The sequence below is a fragment of the Allocatenococcus thiocycli genome, assembly GCF_921292965.1.
GTDB classification, from domain to species: domain Bacteria; phylum Pseudomonadota; class Gammaproteobacteria; order Enterobacterales; family Vibrionaceae; genus Vibrio; species Vibrio natriegens.
Window position 1 is genome coordinate 53,799 of record NZ_CAKLCK010000024.1, and the last position, 14,873, is coordinate 68,671.

Below are 14,873 nucleotides of genomic sequence, written 5' to 3' on the forward strand. Positions count from 1 at the left end.
GCGCTAGGTAAAGTGACGTATAGAGAGCGTAAAGATTCGTAAAGAGTGATTTTTATACTCTTCGTCACCCATCATTCCAATGTAATATTAAATAAAAGGTAATTGATGGTAGGTCCCTAAATGGCAAACATTCTTTTGATTGATGACGATATAGAGCTAACTAGCCTGTTAAAAGAAGTGCTCAGCTTCGAAGGATTTGAAGTCAGTGAAGCGAATGATGGAGAAGCAGGTTTAGCTGCCGTGACAAGTGAAATTGATTTGATTTTGCTGGATGTCATGATGCCTAAGCTCAACGGCATGGAAACATTAAAGCGCTTGCGTGAAAACTGGGAAACTCCCGTACTAATGCTGACAGCCAAAGGCGAAGAAATCGACCGAGTGATTGGCTTAGAACTAGGGGCAGACGATTACTTACCAAAACCCTTTAGTGACAGAGAGCTACTGGCTCGCATTCGCGCCATTTTACGCCGTACCAGTGCAACTCAAAAGGACAGTAAAAGCGGCGACTGCATTGAGTATCAAGAGCTTCGCCTTTATCCAGGCAAGCAGGAGGCTTACTGCGATCAGCTGCTGCTTGATTTAACGGCAACAGAATTTGCTTTGCTCACACACTTTGTACAACACCCTGGGCAAGTACTGACGAAAGAAACCCTGAGCTTAGATGTGCTTGGCAAGCGACTTGCCGCTTTTGACCGCGCGATTGATATGCACGTCTCCAACTTACGCAAAAAACTGCCCGACCAAAGTAATGGCAAACCACGTATCAAAACCTTGCGTGGCCGAGGCTATATGTTGCTTGAGGAAGATTAATGAGCCAAATATCACGCATCAAACTGCCGAATATTAACAGCTTGTATGGACGCATATTTGCCATCTTCTGGTTCACTATGCTGTTAGTGTTAATCGCTGTGCTATCACTACCGCATCTGGATCCACGTAAAGCGCGTGATATTCCAAGTGCGCCTTATCAGCGCATGCTAGAAGTGCGTGACGAAATTCAGAATCAATACAGTAAAGAAACTGACCTTGGCCGCATTCTATTTAGTATTGAGGGACGTCGCCAAAATAAAAACGACCCTCGGCCACGGATGTTCTTTTCTGACTATAACGGCAAAATATTAACCACTGACCACCGCAACAACTTTCAAATGCGGGCGATGCAAAACTTTGTTTCCATCATCGAAGACAATAACCAACCGAAACAAAAGCTCTATGGCAGATACATGGTCGCCGGGCCTGTGCCAATTACATTAGCCGGTTCTGATCTTTTGATGTACGTCGGCTTTAAATGGAATGAGCCACCGCCACTGCTGCTGAGACTGTTTGATCACCCTGTTCAGTTATTACTTGCCGTCATGCTGGCGAGTACACCTTTGCTACTTTGGCTGGCATGGGCATTGAGTCAGCCTGCACGTCGACTCGAAGCCGCCGCACAGCGCGTAGCCAAAGGGGAGTTTGTCACAGACCCTAATCTGGAGAAAGGGACTTCAGAGTTCCGTCAGGCGGGCAGCAGTTTCAACCAGATGGTCGAAGCCGTAAATCAGATGATATCCGGTCAGCAACGTCTGCTCTCCGATATCTCTCATGAACTGCGTTCACCTCTGACTCGACTGAGGATGGCCAATGCTTTAGCGACACGCAAACAAGGCGAAAGCCCAGAGCTAACAAGGATTGATACCGAGGCTCAGCGGCTTGAGCAAATGATCAGTGAGCTACTGGAACTGTCCCGAATGCAGGCGAATAGCCACATGACACGCGAAACTCAACCGATTCAAAGTTTGTGGGAAGAGATCATTGAGGACACTCAATTTGAAGCGGAACAAATGGGTAAACAATTGCGTTACTCCCCGCTACCTAAAGGCAGTATTTCAGGCAACCCTAAGTTGCTAATGAGCGCTGTGGAAAACATCATTCGCAACGCCATTTACTACGGGAAAGATCAGGTTGAAATTAATCTAGAAACGCAAGGTAACACTCTGCACATCACCGTAGATGATAACGGTGAAGGAGTACCAGATGCCGAGCTGGAAGCCATCTTCCGACCATTCTACCGAGTCTCTACCGCTCGTGACCGTCACACTGGCGGAACAGGATTAGGGCTGACGATCACCGAAAGTGCCATTCGTCAGCACAGCGGAACGATTGTCGCTAGTCGCAGCCCACTGGGTGGATTGCGCATGACGATAACATTGCCTTTGAGTTTGTAGTCAAAGCTCACACCATTCAAGTGAGCAGGTAAGCCCTCCGCCTCAGGAGGGTTTACTTTTTCTCAACACGGTTCAATGGCGACTCACTTTCCTTTGATGTCGCATGTGTAGCTATGCCAGTACTTGGGTGTATACCCCAGTCGTAGCTACGGTATATACTGCCTCTCTCTTTTGACTAACTCTATTTCTATACCATGTTTGATATCGCTTTATACGAACCAGAAATCGCGCCGAACACCGGCAACATCATTCGACTTTGTGCCAACTGCGGTGCAAACCTTCATTTGATTGAGCCACTGGGTTTCGATCTGGAAGAGAAAAAAGTGCGCCGTGCAGGCTTGGATTATCATGACTTGGCTCGAGTAACACGTCATAAAAACTATCAGGCATTCTTAGACTATTTAGAGGAAGAGAAGCAAGGTAACTACCGCCTGTTCGCCTGTACAACCAAAACGACAGGTCACCATGTAGATGCTCAGTATCAAGCCGGTGACGTACTGCTTTTCGGTCCGGAGACCCGTGGTTTACCTGCGGAAGTGATTGAAAGCCTGCCTATGGAGCAACGTATTCGTATTCCAATGATGCCAGATGCCCGCAGCCTGAACTTGTCGAATGCCGTCGCTATTATTGCATTTGAAGCATGGCGTCAGATGGGCTTTGAAGGAGCTCAGTAATCGCTGAATTATAGTGACAAAAAAGGGCGCCAGATGCGCCCTTTTGTCTTCTGCTGGAACTGATAATTGATCAGTTAAGCTTATTTCGGTCATTACGATCGTCATCGTCGTCTTTACGCTCATATTCACCTTCGAAGGTATTGCCATTATCCGAGCGAGAATCGAATGGACCACGACGGAATGGATCTTCGTCAAATGGCCCCTGCTGCCCAGAAAAACCGCTGTGGAAGCCACCACCGTGGACCGTTTTCACCACCATTTTACTCATCAAGTATTTTGCAATCGCAGCTCTAGGCGCAGGCAACAATACCAACATACCAAGTGCATCCGTCATAAAGCCCGGAGTTAACAGCAGCACGCCAGCTACAGCCAGCATGACACCTTCAAAAATCTGCTGAGCAGGAATTTCACCTTGCTCAAGACGCCCCTGAACTGACATCAGTGTTTGAATACCCTGACTACGCACGAGTGACGCCCCAACAAACGCGGTGATGATCACCAACGCAATGGTCGGCCAGAGGCCTAAAAACCCGCCCACCTGAATAAACAAGCCGATTTCAATGATCGGAACAAAAATAAACGCCAATAATAAGATAGGAAACACACGCCCTCCTTTGTTTAATTCAGTGTAATGGTAAAAGCTAACCAAGCTCAAACGAATCGTTGTAAAAAAGCGTGTTCAGCACTTGTTGATGAAGTAAAAGATGCCTTTCCATTGGCACGAAGCAGATAGCCATAATCACAAACATGAACAGTAGAAACACTGCCCTGAAACGTAAGGCAATAACCTGTTCATACTTTGCAAACTATTGACGCATTAAAAACCAAAAAGGTGATCTAGTTACTATTTTTATGTGCTAGGTAAAGTATGATGTGCCACATAAGTCAGGACGGATTTTCCAGCCCAAAATTCTGATGAATGGATTCTAGATTGCAGAATAGGCTAATACTCAACCATATTATTAGAATTATCATCTAAGGATCCTGTTATGGCTACTCTATCTGATGCTCAAAAAGCAGTTAACTCAGCCACTCGTATTGAAGAAGATCTATTAGGTCAACGTCATGTCCCTGCAGATGCGTACTACGGTATTCACACTCTACGTGCCATCGAAAACTTCAACATCTCTAACGTAACCATTTCTGACGTACCTGAATTTGTACGTGGTATGGTGATGACCAAGAAAGCCGCAGCGTTGGCAAACAAAGAACTTGGCGCGATTCCAAAAGATGTTGCTAACTACATCATCAAAGCATGTGATTTGATCCTGGAAACAGGCAAGTGCATGGATCAATTCCCTTCAGACGTATTCCAAGGTGGCGCTGGCACTTCTGTTAACATGAACACCAATGAAGTAATCGCCAACGTTGCTCTTGAAATCATGGGTAAAGAGAAAGGCCAGTACGAGTTCGTCAACCCGAATGATCACGTAAACAAAAGTCAGTCAACTAACTGTGCTTACCCTACCGGCTTCCGTATTGCGGTTTACAACAGCGTACACAAGTTGATGGAAGCGATTGAGTACCTGAAAGGCGCATTCGAACTTAAAGCAATTGAGTTCAAAGATGTACTTAAAATGGGCCGTACTCAGCTACAAGACGCGGTACCAATGACGGTTGGTCAAGAGTTCCACGCTTGGGCGGTAACATTAAACGAAGAAATTCGTGCTCTGGACTACACATCAAAACTACTTCTAGAAATTAACTTGGGCGCGACCGCTATCGGTACGGGCCTGAACACTCCAACAGGTTACCAAGCTCTGTCGGTAAAACACCTGGCTGAAGTAACAGGTCTGGACGTGGTTCCTGCAGAAGACCTTATCGAAGCGACGTCAGACTGTGGTGCTTACGTGATGACACACAGTGCCCTAAAACGTCTGGCAGTGAAACTGTCTAAGATTTGTAACGACCTGCGTCTGCTTTCATCTGGCCCACGTGCTGGTCTGAATGAACTTAACCTTCCTGAAATGCAAGCCGGCTCTTCTATCATGCCAGCGAAAGTGAACCCTGTTATCCCTGAAGTTGTAAACCAAGTGTGCTTTAAAGTACTGGGTAACGACAACACGGTATCTTTCGCAGCAGAAGGCGGCCAGCTACAGCTAAACGTAATGGAACCAGTGATCGCGCAAAGCATGTTTGAGTCCATCTCACTATTGCAAAATGCGTGTATTAACCTGCGTGACAAATGTATCGATGGCATCACAGTGAACAAAGAAGTCTGTGAAAACTACGTATACAACTCCATCGGTATCGTAACCTACCTGAACCCATACATCGGTCACCATGAAGGCGACATCGTCGGTAAGATTTGTGCGGAAACTGGTAAGAGTGTTCGTGAAGTCGTGCTAGAGCGCGGTCTGCTAACAGAAGAAGAACTTGACGAAATCTTAACTGTTGAAAACTTCATGCATCCAACTTACAAAGCGAAACGCTACGAGTAAGTCATCATCCATAGGGGCCTATAAGGCCCCTTTTTAGGGTTCCGTACGGTTAACCACATTTTTTATAAGCTTTTTAATACCATAGCTCTTGGGCTCTGATTCTCTGAACATTTACTCCTGTTCCTGAGTGTTCAAAAAATCAGAATCTATACAAACTAAAGAGGTATCTATAATGGTCATGGTCGAACTCTTCGTGGTTCTGCTCTTTATCTATTTGGGAGCGAGAATCGGCGGTATCGGCATCGGATTTGCCGGTGGTGCGGGTGTCATTGCATTGTCTTTGATCCTAGGCGTTCCTACTAGCCAGGCTTACATCCCTGTTGATGTAATTTTGATCATCATGTCAGTGATTACCGCTATTGCAGCAATGCAAGTTGCAGGTGGTCTGGACTGGATGGTGCAAGTTGCCGAAAACTTTTTGCGTAAACACCCTGAACGCATCACCTTCTATGCGCCAATCGTGACATACATAATGACACTAATGGCGGGTACTGGTCACACCGCTTTCTCTACTTTGCCAGTAATTGCCGAAGTGGCTAAAGGTCAGGGCGTTCGTCCTTCTCGTCCTTTGTCTATCGCCGTTGTCGCATCGCAAATCGCCATCACAGCATCTCCAATCTCTGCGGCTGTGGTCGCTTTCGCAGCCATGCTTGCTCCATTTGGCGTCGATTACCTCACTCTACTCGCTGTGTGTATTCCAACCACATTCATCGCTTGTATGGTCGGTGCGTTCATTGCGAACTTCATGGGCAGTGAACTAAAAGACGATCCTGAATATCAACATCGTCTGGAAAATGGCCTCATCAAACTCAATACTGAAGAAAAACGCGAGATTCTACCAACAGCGAAGAAAGCAACGTTTATCTTCCTTGGCGCTATCGCATTCGTAGTGTGCTACGCAGCAGCAATCTCTGGCTCTGTGGGTCTTATCGAGAACCCAGCACTGGGTCGTAACGAAGCGATCATGACCGTCATGCTTGCGGCAGCAGCTGCCATCGTAATGAGCTGTAAAATCGACTCGAGCAAAATTCCAGCGGCGGCAACATTCCGTTCTGGTATGACAGCGTGTGTTTGTGTACTTGGTGTTGCATGGCTAGGCTCTACATTCGTGAACGCTCACGTTGATGGCATTAAGGAAGTGGCTGGTGCACTTCTAGCAGACTACCCATGGATGCTTGCATTGGTGCTCTTCTTCGCCTCTATGCTGCTTTACTCACAAGGCGCAACGACTGTTGCATTGATGCCTGCAGCATTAGCGATTGGTGTCGCACCACTGACTGCGGTTGCATCATTCGCGGCGGTAAGTGCGCTGTTCGTACTACCAACTTACCCGACGCTACTTGCCGCGGTTGAGATGGACGATACAGGCTCAACACGTATTGGTAAGTACGTGTTCAACCACCCGTTCTTCCTACCAGGTGTCGCAACCATCGCATCAGCGGTGACATTAGGCTTCATCTTCGGTGGCCTGCTGATCTAGCAGAAACAGAGTCTTACTCGGGGAGCTTCGGCTCCCTTTTTTATTGCCAGAATTTGAACGTATTGATTAACAAATCTTCACTTTGATGAAACTTATCGGTTAGTCAGCAGGTCTGATTGAGTTACACTTACGGCAATTAGCTAAGACGAATTGAACATTTTATGCGTGCATTACTTTCCGTATTACTCTTAGGGTTGATTACCTTTTCTGCGCCTTCTTTAGCCTTATTCGGCAAGGACCAGTTTAACAATAGTCAGAACAACAACTTCGGTAACAGCAGCGACAGCTTTGTTCCTGTTGATCAAGCGTTTCCGTTTAATTTTTATCAGCAAGATGACAAGCTGATGCTCGACTGGCAGGTACGTGACGGCTACTACCTGTATCAAGAACGTTTGTCGGTATCCGGCGAGAATGTCACGCTTGGTGAGTTAGACATGGAGCGTGGGACACCACACAAAGATGAGTTCTTTGGAGAGGTGCATATCTATACCATGCCACTATTTGTCAATGTTCCGCTTTCAAATTGGCAGGAAGGTGCACGTGTTATCGTCCAGTATCAAGGCTGTGCCTCAGCAGGTTTCTGCTATCCACCAGAAACGCGGGTCATTCCTATCAACGCATTTACGTCACCGGCAGGTTCTGCAGTTGCCACTGCACCACAACAGCCACCCCAAAAACAAACAGCACAAGCCACGCCAAAAGTAACAAACACAGCGCCAACAGCGCCTGTTACGCAGCAAGACAGTCTGGCGGCAAACCTGGCTGAAAGCTGGTGGACACCATTGCTGTTCTTAGCTTTAGGTGTCGGCCTTGCTTTTACTCCTTGTGTACTGCCTATGTACCCGATCCTAACCAGCATTGTGCTTGGTAGCGGGAAACTCAGCCAACGACGTGCACTTGGCTTGTCGTTTATTTACGTACAAGGTATGGCGCTGACTTATACCCTACTTGGCCTGGTCGTTGCTTCTGCGGGTATGCAGTTCCAGGCGGCAATGCAGCACCCGTATGTACTCATCGGTCTGAGTGTCTTATTCATCGCGTTGGCAATGTCGATGTTTGGCCTGTATTCGCTGCAACTCCCAAGCAGCGTGCAAACCTGGCTCAATAATCTAAGTAACAAACAGCACGGTGGCAGCGGTACTGGAGTATTTGTGATGGGTGCTATTTCCGGTTTGGTATGCTCACCGTGCACTACTGCTCCGCTCTCTGGTGCGCTGCTTTACGTCGCGCAAAGTGGCGATCTGCTAACCGGTGGTGTTGCTCTGTACGCCCTGGCTATGGGGATGGGGATTCCTCTGATTCTGGTTGCGGTCTTCGGCAATAAACTGCTGCCTAAAGCGGGTAACTGGATGGGCCGAGTTAAAACGCTATTCGGATTCATTCTGCTCGCAGCACCTATCTTCCTGCTTGAACGCCTGATACCTGAAATGTGGTCAACGTTACTTTGGTCTGTGTTGGGTGTAGCTGCTTTTGGCTGGCTATATCATGTGAAAAACAGCCTCGAGTTTGGCGGCTGGAAACAGAGTGCCGTTGGAATTATTGCCGTTCTGGGATTATTCGCTTCCGCACAACCTGCGTTGAATTATTGGTTTGGTAACAACGAAACTCATGCTCAACAAGCCAGTGTCAGTTTCACGCGGATAGCGAATGTCGCAGAGCTAGAAGAACAACTGGCATTAGCAAAAGCGGAAGGTAAACCGGTCATGCTCGACTTTTATGCCGACTGGTGTGTGGCCTGTAAGGAGTTTGAGAAGTACACCTTCCATTCGCCAAAAGTCGAAGAAAAGTTGCGAGATTTTGTGCTACTGCAAGCGGATGTGACCAAAAATCAGGTTCAAGATATTGAATTACTCAAGCGTATGAATGTCCTTGGCCTACCAACGATTGAGTTTTGGAACAGTAAAGGAGAGCACGTTTCAAACGCTCGTTTAACTGGTTTCATGCAGGCAGAGCCTTTCTTAGAGCACATCAATCAGTTCTAATCAGACAAATTCAAACGCCAGTAATTTTCTACTGGCGTTTTTATTGCACAAAACAAAAAAATAAAATGAGGATTATATGCATTTTCTCTAATAAAAGTCGATTTGGTTCAGACTTTTAGCGAATAAATATTGTCCACAATCTCAAAGCTGGACAATAATAAATTTAACCAAATAGTCAAAAGTGTTTAACGTCATGGATTCGACCTACACCATCATCATTGCTGATGATCACCCTCTCTTCCGTAATGCTTTGTTCCAATCGGTACACATGGCGGTGAGTGGTGCCAATCTTCTCGAAGCTGACTCACTCGATGCCTTACTTGCGTTATTGGAGAGGGAAGAGGAGCCAGACTTAGTGCTATTGGATCTCAAGATGCCTGGCGCAAATGGTATGTCGGGCCTGATTCACCTGCGTGCTGAATACCCTGACTTACCAGTAGTTGTCGTTTCAGCCAGTGAAGAGCCTGCTATCGTAACTCAGGTTAAAAGTCACGGCGCTTTCGGCTTCATTCCTAAATCAAGTGATATGCGTGAACTCGTTAATGCGATCAATCAGGTGCTTAACGGCGACCCGTACTTCCCTGAAGGTCTGATTACCAATAATGCTGCATGTAGTGACTTGGCAGAGAAGATTGCCACGTTGACGCCGCAGCAATATAAAGTGTTGGGGATGTTGTCAGATGGCTTGCTGAACAAACAAATCGCTTATGAGCTGAATGTATCAGAAGCCACCATCAAAGCGCACATGACGGCGATTTTCCGCAAGCTGGGCGTGAAGAACCGTACTCAAGCTGTCATCATGTTAACGGAAATGAACAACTAAGCCTTATACCAATCGTAGTAAGTAACTGGTCATCCTAGCTTGTTAAAACACTAGATAACTGCGTTATAATTTTTGATTGTAGAATAACTACTTATCGAAAAACCCTGCCTTGTTCTCAAGCGTTTTTCCTGCGCTATTTCTGACCATTGTCTTACTGTGATTGATATTACTCTTCTTCCGATTCCTCTTGTTCAGTAGGCAAGCGTAAGCCTACTTTGGTCACTTGCTGATCGACCACATCAGCAATAATCCAATGTAGCCCTTGCCATTCAAACTGGTCACCCAGTACAGGGGCTGTTCCCAGTTGTTCTTCCACCAAGGTTCTCAGTGTAATACCCAGCGCTTCCTCGCCAAGATCCAAACCATACATCATGGCAACATCGGCCAGTCTGACTTCAATATCCAAAAAGAAATCACCAAAGAAACGAGTCATTGATGCTTTTTCTGGAGCTTCACTAAACAACAGGCTCAACGCATCTAAATCTTTCTCTTGAGCAAAGACACACAAAGTATCATCTTCTTCCAGCTTGGTACTTCCAGATGGGTGCATCAATTCCTGATGGCGAAAGACCGCCGCAATACGCGTGCCTTCCGGCATAGACAAGCTACGTAATGGCTCCCCGATACACCATTTGTCTGCTTTCAATCGATAGATAAATAGCTCCCACTCACTGGTAGGATAAACCTCGACACCAATTCGCGATATTGGCTCCGGTTTTGGAGGCAGTTCTACTTTGGCTAGCGACATTGCTTTGGTCAATGTGCCCCCCTGAACAATCAGCGAGACCATAACAACGAAGAACGCGAGGTTAAAATAAAGCTGTGCATCAGGAAGGCCTGCCATCATCGGGAACACCGCCAAAATGATCGGCACGGCACCACGCAACCCCACCCAGGAAACAAACCACTTTTCACGCGGCGTAAAACTTTTGAATGGCAGTAAGCCTACCCACACTGAAATTGGACGAGCAAACAGAATCATACCAAAGGCGAGTGCCAGCCCCGGCAAGGCTATCGACAACAGATTCGAAGGCGTGACCAACAAACCAAGCACGAGGAACATGCCTATCTGGGCCAACCATGTCATTCCGTCCAGCACATGAAGAATCGAGTGACGGCTGCGCGTAGGGCGATTACCTAATAACAGACCGACTAGGTAAATGGACAGAATGCCGCTACCACCGAATGTATTCGATAAGGCAAAAATCAGCAGACCACCACTGACGGTCAGAATGGAGTACAAGCCATCCGGTAGCTGATTGCGGTTTATGATCTTCCATAACAACCAGCCACCAGCAATACCAAGCAATGCACCAATGCCAAACTGCTTCACAAAGCTCAGTGCTAAAAAGCCGACACTTAACTCCGCACCTGAGCTCGACAAAATAGCAATTAAGGTAACGGTGAGAAATACCGCCATCGGATCGTTGGTACCGGATTCGATTTCCAGCGTTGAGCCGACACGCTCATTGAGACTGCGCCCTTTCAGTAGTGAAAACACCGCAGCAGCATCGGTAGAGCCCACGATAGCGCCCACAAGAATCCCTTGCAGTAAGTCCAGATCAAACAGCCAGGTCGCCATCAAACCGGTTAAAAGCGTCGTCATTGCCACACCCAGCGTGGCTAATGACACCGAAGGCCACAACGCCACCCGGAAGCTCGCGACTCGTGTTCTCATGCCACCATCAAGCAGAATAATCGCTAAAGCTAAGTTACTGACTAAATAAGCAATTGAGTAATTATCAAATAATATTCCGCCTAAGCCATCTTCTCCGGCCAACATACCAACCGCAAGAAACACGAGAAGAATAGGAATACCCAGTTTAGAGGACACAGGGCTTAGAAGAACGCTCAGTGCAATCAGCAATGCACCGACGAGAAAAAAGCTATTGATGGTGTTTGCGTCCATTCCACTCTCCCTAATATAAAAGTTATGGCCAACGTACTAAGACCGTTAGTCTAACCCCTTATCGTGTCTCAATGCTTTAGTTGAAACGAAAACTTTATGTAAACAAATAACTTGTAGCAATGAGTATAGGTTTCATGAAACAAATGAAGAAAAGATAACGCCAGCAAAAATAATTAGTGAAATATGTCATTTCGCATTAGACCTTAGGCTAATTTAACACCACATTAACATAGTAAAATTCTCTTACAATTGCCTTAAGCGCCCATTCTACGGGCGTTTTTTGATTTTTATGCCCCGACTAAAGTTGAAAAGAGTTCTTGCCAACACCTTGCTAATGTACATGGTGAAACATTTTTTTAACAACAATACCAATCGTAAGGAGACGGCAATGGCGTTTGAAAGCGAAGAAAGAGCCAAAGCCTACTGGGACAAGAACGTGAAGCTAATGATTGGCCTAATGGTCATCTGGTTCTTAGTGTCTTTCGGCTGCGGCATTTTATTTGTCGATGTACTCAATCAATTTCAACTAGGCGGATACAAACTTGGTTTCTGGTTTGCTCAACAAGGCTCCATCTACGCCTTCCTGGGTATTATTTTCTACTACGCGTGGAAGATGCGCAAAATCGACCGTGAATTCGGCGTAGATGAGTAAGGAGTCACTCAGATGGATTTGAAAACTATTACCTACCTGGTTGTTGGCGCAACCTTCATCCTGTACATCGGGATTGCGATTTGGGCGCGCGCAGGCTCAACCAAAGAGTTCTATGTTGCGGGTGGCGGTGTAAACCCAATCGCGAACGGTATGGCGACAGCAGCAGACTGGATGTCAGCGGCGTCGTTTATTTCGATGGCGGGTCTGATTGCCTTCATGGGATACGGTGGTTCTGTATTCCTAATGGGCTGGACTGGCGGTTACGTTCTGCTTGCTCTGCTTCTTGCTCCTTACCTACGTAAGTTCGGTAAATTTACCGTGCCAGAGTTTGTCGGTGAGCGTTTCTACTCTAAGACAGCGCGTATCGTAGCGGTTGTGTGTCTGATCATCGCGTCCGTAACATACGTTATCGGTCAGATGAAAGGTGTAGGTGTTGCATTCGGTCGCTTCCTAGAAGTAGATTACGCAACAGGTCTACTGATTGGTATGTGTATCGTATTTATGTACGCTGTACTAGGCGGCATGAAAGGCATCACATACACGCAGATTGCTCAATATTGTGTACTCATTCTTGCTTACACTATCCCAGCAGTATTTATCTCTCTGCAATTGACTGGTAACCCAATTCCGCAAATTGGCCTTGGTAGTACCATGGCGGGAACCGATGTCTATCTACTCGATCGGCTCGATCAGGTGGTGACCGAACTCGGCTTTAGTGAATACACCACTCAAGTTCGTGGTGATACACTAAACATGTTTGCTTACACCATGTCACTGATGATCGGTACGGCTGGTCTGCCACACGTAATCATCCGTTTCTTTACGGTACCTAAGGTTCGTGACGCACGTACATCAGCAGGTTGGGCACTAATCTTCATTGCTATTCTTTACACAACAGCACCTGCAGTATCAGCAATGGCGCGCCTAAACCTAATGAACACAGTTAACCCGGCGCCTGGCCAACACCTAGCTTACGACGAGCGTCCTGCTTGGTTTAAAAACTGGGAAAAAACAGGCCTGCTAGGTTTCGATGATAAGAACGGTGATGGCAACATTCAGTACACTTCTGATGCGGCGACTAACGAGCTAAAAGTTGATAACGACATCATGGTACTGGCTAACCCAGAGATTGCTAAGCTACCAAACTGGGTAATCGCATTGGTTGCGGCAGGTGGTCTGGCAGCTGCACTATCAACCGCTGCGGGTCTACTACTGGCGATTTCGTCCGCGATATCTCACGACTTAATCAAAGGGGTCATTAACCCGAATATCTCCGAGAAGAAAGAGCTCCTTGCCAGCCGGATTTCCATGGCAGTGGCAATTGCGGTAGCAGGCTACTTAGGTCTACACCCACCGGGCTTCGCGGCAGGTACCGTTGCACTGGCCTTTGGTCTGGCAGCATCCTCTATCTTCCCTGCATTGATGATGGGTATCTTCAGTAAGAGCATCAACAAAGAAGGCGCTATCGCAGGTATGATCGCTGGTATCAGTATCACGCTGTTCTACGTGTTCCAACACAAAGGTATCCTATTCATCGCGGATTGGACTTACCTGGAAAGCTGGGGCAGCAACTGGTTCCTAGGCATTGAGCCAAACGCGTTTGGTGCAATTGGTGCGCTATTCAACTTCATCGTGGCGTTCGCAGTATCGAGAGTAACAGCAGAAACACCACAAGAAGTGAAAGATCTGGTTGAGCACGTACGTGTACCAGTAGGTGCGGGCCAAGCTGTCGATCACTAATTATAATTAGAACCACAAAGCCCCGTCTGGAAACATCTGTCCGGGGCTTTTTTATTCTCTATTTTCAGTTACTATTTCGAAGTCTGTCGTTGCAAGGAAGCCAAGATGTTCAAAAACAAGCACTTAATTATCGCCCTGTTAATCGCTCCGATCCTATCGTTAATTGCCTACTTCGGTACGGATTTAGCGTTAAGTGAAAAGCCTCATGCCGCGAAAGAAGGTGAAAGTTATAAATTGGCCAGCAAGTCCAATTGTCGCTACACCAGTGGTCTTTGTGATATGGAAAATGGCGATTTTAAAGTGAAGTTTCGCTCTGAGAAGCTAACGAAAGACAGTCTAGAATTGTCTCTCAATGCGGCTTTTCCACTGGAAGGCGTGAAAGTTTCTGTGGTCGCAAATCAGGAAAAGAACGCACAGCCAGTCGATATGAAGCCCGCTGATCAAGCAGGTAAAAACTGGTACATCACCTTACCGAAGCCAAAATCAGCAGAAAGCTGGTTAAGAGTGGTCATTCAGTCAGAAGGAACGCTCTACTACGGCGAGACTCAAACGGCTTTCGTGAAATACGAGACCCTGTTTACCGAATAACTGAAATAAAGAGCAAAATAGAAAGCTGGGCTTAATTGTAGGGAAATAGCTCACTTGCTCCAAGCCGATGCGTGTATTCATGCATCGGCTTTTTTGTCATCAAAATCCTCGTAAATCACCTATGGTTGATAAGAGACTTAGGATTGAGAACAGAGGAGCAAGTCATGACCAGAGACTTTCGTATTGAAACCGACAGCATGGGTGAGGTGAAAGTCCCTTCTGATGCTCTCTATCAGGCTCAAACTCAACGTGCCGTAGACAATTTTTCCATCAGCAGACACACCATGCCACAAGGCTTCATCCTTGCTTTGGCACATATCAAACAAACCGCAGCACTGACTAATGCTCAATTAGGAATTATTAGGACAGTAAAATTG

General features: G+C 46.6%; 12 protein-coding genes and 1 pseudogene. 11 read left to right on the forward strand and 2 right to left on the reverse strand.

The window, feature by feature from the left end:
- The first annotated feature begins 120 nt into the window (after positions 1–120).
- From L9Q40_RS08715 to trmL, 3 genes are all read left to right on the forward strand, one after another.
- Positions 121–810: a response regulator gene (locus L9Q40_RS08715; RefSeq protein ID WP_014233241.1), complete on the forward strand. Its 690-nt coding sequence runs from the start codon at positions 121–123 to the stop codon at positions 808–810.
- Positions 810–2,207 carry an envelope stress sensor histidine kinase CpxA gene (cpxA, locus tag L9Q40_RS08720; protein WP_243975241.1) on the forward strand — a complete coding sequence of 466 codons (1,398 nt, stop codon included), beginning with the start codon at positions 810–812 and terminating at the stop codon, positions 2,205–2,207. Before L9Q40_RS08715 ends, cpxA begins: the two co-directional genes overlap by 1 nt.
- A 194-nt stretch (positions 2,208–2,401) precedes the next feature.
- The gene (gene trmL, locus L9Q40_RS08725) at positions 2,402–2,881 is read left to right on the forward strand and encodes a tRNA (uridine(34)/cytosine(34)/5-carboxymethylaminomethyluridine(34)-2'-O)-methyltransferase TrmL (protein ID WP_014233243.1); all 480 of its coding nucleotides are present in this window, start codon (positions 2,402–2,404) and stop codon (positions 2,879–2,881) included.
- A 70-nt stretch (positions 2,882–2,951) separates the two neighbouring features.
- Here the strand turns inward: trmL and L9Q40_RS08730 are convergent, their stop codons facing one another.
- The gene (locus tag L9Q40_RS08730; protein ID WP_065300319.1) at positions 2,952–3,485 is read right to left on the reverse strand and encodes an FxsA family protein; all 534 of its coding nucleotides are present in this window, start codon (positions 3,483–3,485) and stop codon (positions 2,952–2,954) included.
- Between the two features lie 385 nt (positions 3,486–3,870).
- Between L9Q40_RS08730 and aspA (L9Q40_RS08735) the strand changes: the two genes are divergently transcribed.
- The 4 genes from aspA (L9Q40_RS08735) to L9Q40_RS08750 all read left to right on the forward strand — a co-directional run bounded on the left by aspA (L9Q40_RS08735) (position 3,871) and on the right by L9Q40_RS08750 (position 9,607).
- Positions 3,871–5,322, forward strand: a complete 1,452-nt coding sequence (aspA, locus tag L9Q40_RS08735) for an aspartate ammonia-lyase (protein WP_498793054.1) — start codon at positions 3,871–3,873, stop codon at positions 5,320–5,322.
- A 172-nt stretch (positions 5,323–5,494) separates the two neighbouring features.
- The gene (locus L9Q40_RS08740; RefSeq protein WP_014233246.1) at positions 5,495–6,802 is read left to right on the forward strand and encodes an anaerobic C4-dicarboxylate transporter; all 1,308 of its coding nucleotides are present in this window, start codon (positions 5,495–5,497) and stop codon (positions 6,800–6,802) included.
- Positions 6,803–6,963: 161 nt separating this feature from the next.
- Positions 6,964–8,784 carry a protein-disulfide reductase DsbD gene (locus L9Q40_RS08745; RefSeq protein ID WP_498793055.1) on the forward strand — a complete coding sequence of 607 codons (1,821 nt, stop codon included), beginning with the start codon at positions 6,964–6,966 and terminating at the stop codon, positions 8,782–8,784.
- A gap of 193 nt (positions 8,785–8,977) precedes the next feature.
- Complete coding sequence (locus tag L9Q40_RS08750; RefSeq protein ID WP_014233248.1) at positions 8,978–9,607, forward strand: response regulator transcription factor; 630 nt, start codon at positions 8,978–8,980, stop codon at positions 9,605–9,607.
- Positions 9,608–9,773: 166 nt separating this feature from the next.
- Here the strand turns inward: L9Q40_RS08750 and L9Q40_RS08755 are convergent, their stop codons facing one another.
- A complete protein-coding gene (locus L9Q40_RS08755) occupies positions 9,774–11,516 on the reverse strand; it encodes a potassium/proton antiporter (protein ID WP_014233249.1) in 1,743 nt (580 codons plus the stop codon).
- A 388-nt stretch (positions 11,517–11,904) separates the two neighbouring features.
- Here L9Q40_RS08755 and L9Q40_RS08760 point away from each other — a divergent pair, with 388 nt between their 5' ends.
- The 4 genes and pseudogenes from L9Q40_RS08760 to aspA (L9Q40_RS08775) form a co-directional block, all read left to right on the forward strand.
- Complete coding sequence (locus L9Q40_RS08760; RefSeq protein ID WP_020336217.1) at positions 11,905–12,168, forward strand: DUF4212 domain-containing protein; 264 nt, start codon at positions 11,905–11,907, stop codon at positions 12,166–12,168.
- A gap of 12 nt (positions 12,169–12,180) precedes the next feature.
- Positions 12,181–13,908 carry a sodium:solute symporter family protein gene (locus L9Q40_RS08765; RefSeq protein ID WP_014233251.1) on the forward strand — a complete coding sequence of 576 codons (1,728 nt, stop codon included), beginning with the start codon at positions 12,181–12,183 and terminating at the stop codon, positions 13,906–13,908.
- 105 nt (positions 13,909–14,013) lie between these two features.
- The gene (locus tag L9Q40_RS08770) at positions 14,014–14,496 is read left to right on the forward strand and encodes a hypothetical protein (protein WP_014233252.1); all 483 of its coding nucleotides are present in this window, start codon (positions 14,014–14,016) and stop codon (positions 14,494–14,496) included.
- Positions 14,497–14,660: 164 nt separating this feature from the next.
- Positions 14,661–14,873 (forward strand): annotated as a pseudogene (gene aspA / locus L9Q40_RS08775) (aspartate ammonia-lyase); the annotation flags it as partial.

What these genes read in the sequence shown, in the direction of transcription:
- L9Q40_RS08715 (WP_014233241.1), top strand. Translation starts at nt 121, where the DNA reads ATGGCAAACATTCTTTTGATTGATGACGATATAGAGCTAACTAGCCTG.
- cpxA (WP_243975241.1), top strand. Translation starts at nt 810, where the DNA reads ATGAGCCAAATATCACGCATCAAACTGCCGAATATTAACAGCTTGTAT.
- trmL (WP_014233243.1), top strand. Translation starts at nt 2,402, where the DNA reads ATGTTTGATATCGCTTTATACGAACCAGAAATCGCGCCGAACACCGGC.
- aspA (WP_498793054.1), top strand. Translation starts at nt 3,871, where the DNA reads ATGGCTACTCTATCTGATGCTCAAAAAGCAGTTAACTCAGCCACTCGT.
- L9Q40_RS08740 (WP_014233246.1), top strand. Translation starts at nt 5,495, where the DNA reads ATGGTCATGGTCGAACTCTTCGTGGTTCTGCTCTTTATCTATTTGGGA.
- L9Q40_RS08745 (WP_498793055.1), top strand. Translation starts at nt 6,964, where the DNA reads ATGCGTGCATTACTTTCCGTATTACTCTTAGGGTTGATTACCTTTTCT.
- L9Q40_RS08750 (WP_014233248.1), top strand. Translation starts at nt 8,978, where the DNA reads ATGGATTCGACCTACACCATCATCATTGCTGATGATCACCCTCTCTTC.
- L9Q40_RS08755 (WP_014233249.1), bottom strand. Translation starts at nt 11,516, where the DNA reads ATGGACGCAAACACCATCAATAGCTTTTTTCTCGTCGGTGCATTGCTG.
- L9Q40_RS08760 (WP_020336217.1), top strand. Translation starts at nt 11,905, where the DNA reads ATGGCGTTTGAAAGCGAAGAAAGAGCCAAAGCCTACTGGGACAAGAAC.
- L9Q40_RS08765 (WP_014233251.1), top strand. Translation starts at nt 12,181, where the DNA reads ATGGATTTGAAAACTATTACCTACCTGGTTGTTGGCGCAACCTTCATC.
- L9Q40_RS08770 (WP_014233252.1), top strand. Translation starts at nt 14,014, where the DNA reads ATGTTCAAAAACAAGCACTTAATTATCGCCCTGTTAATCGCTCCGATC.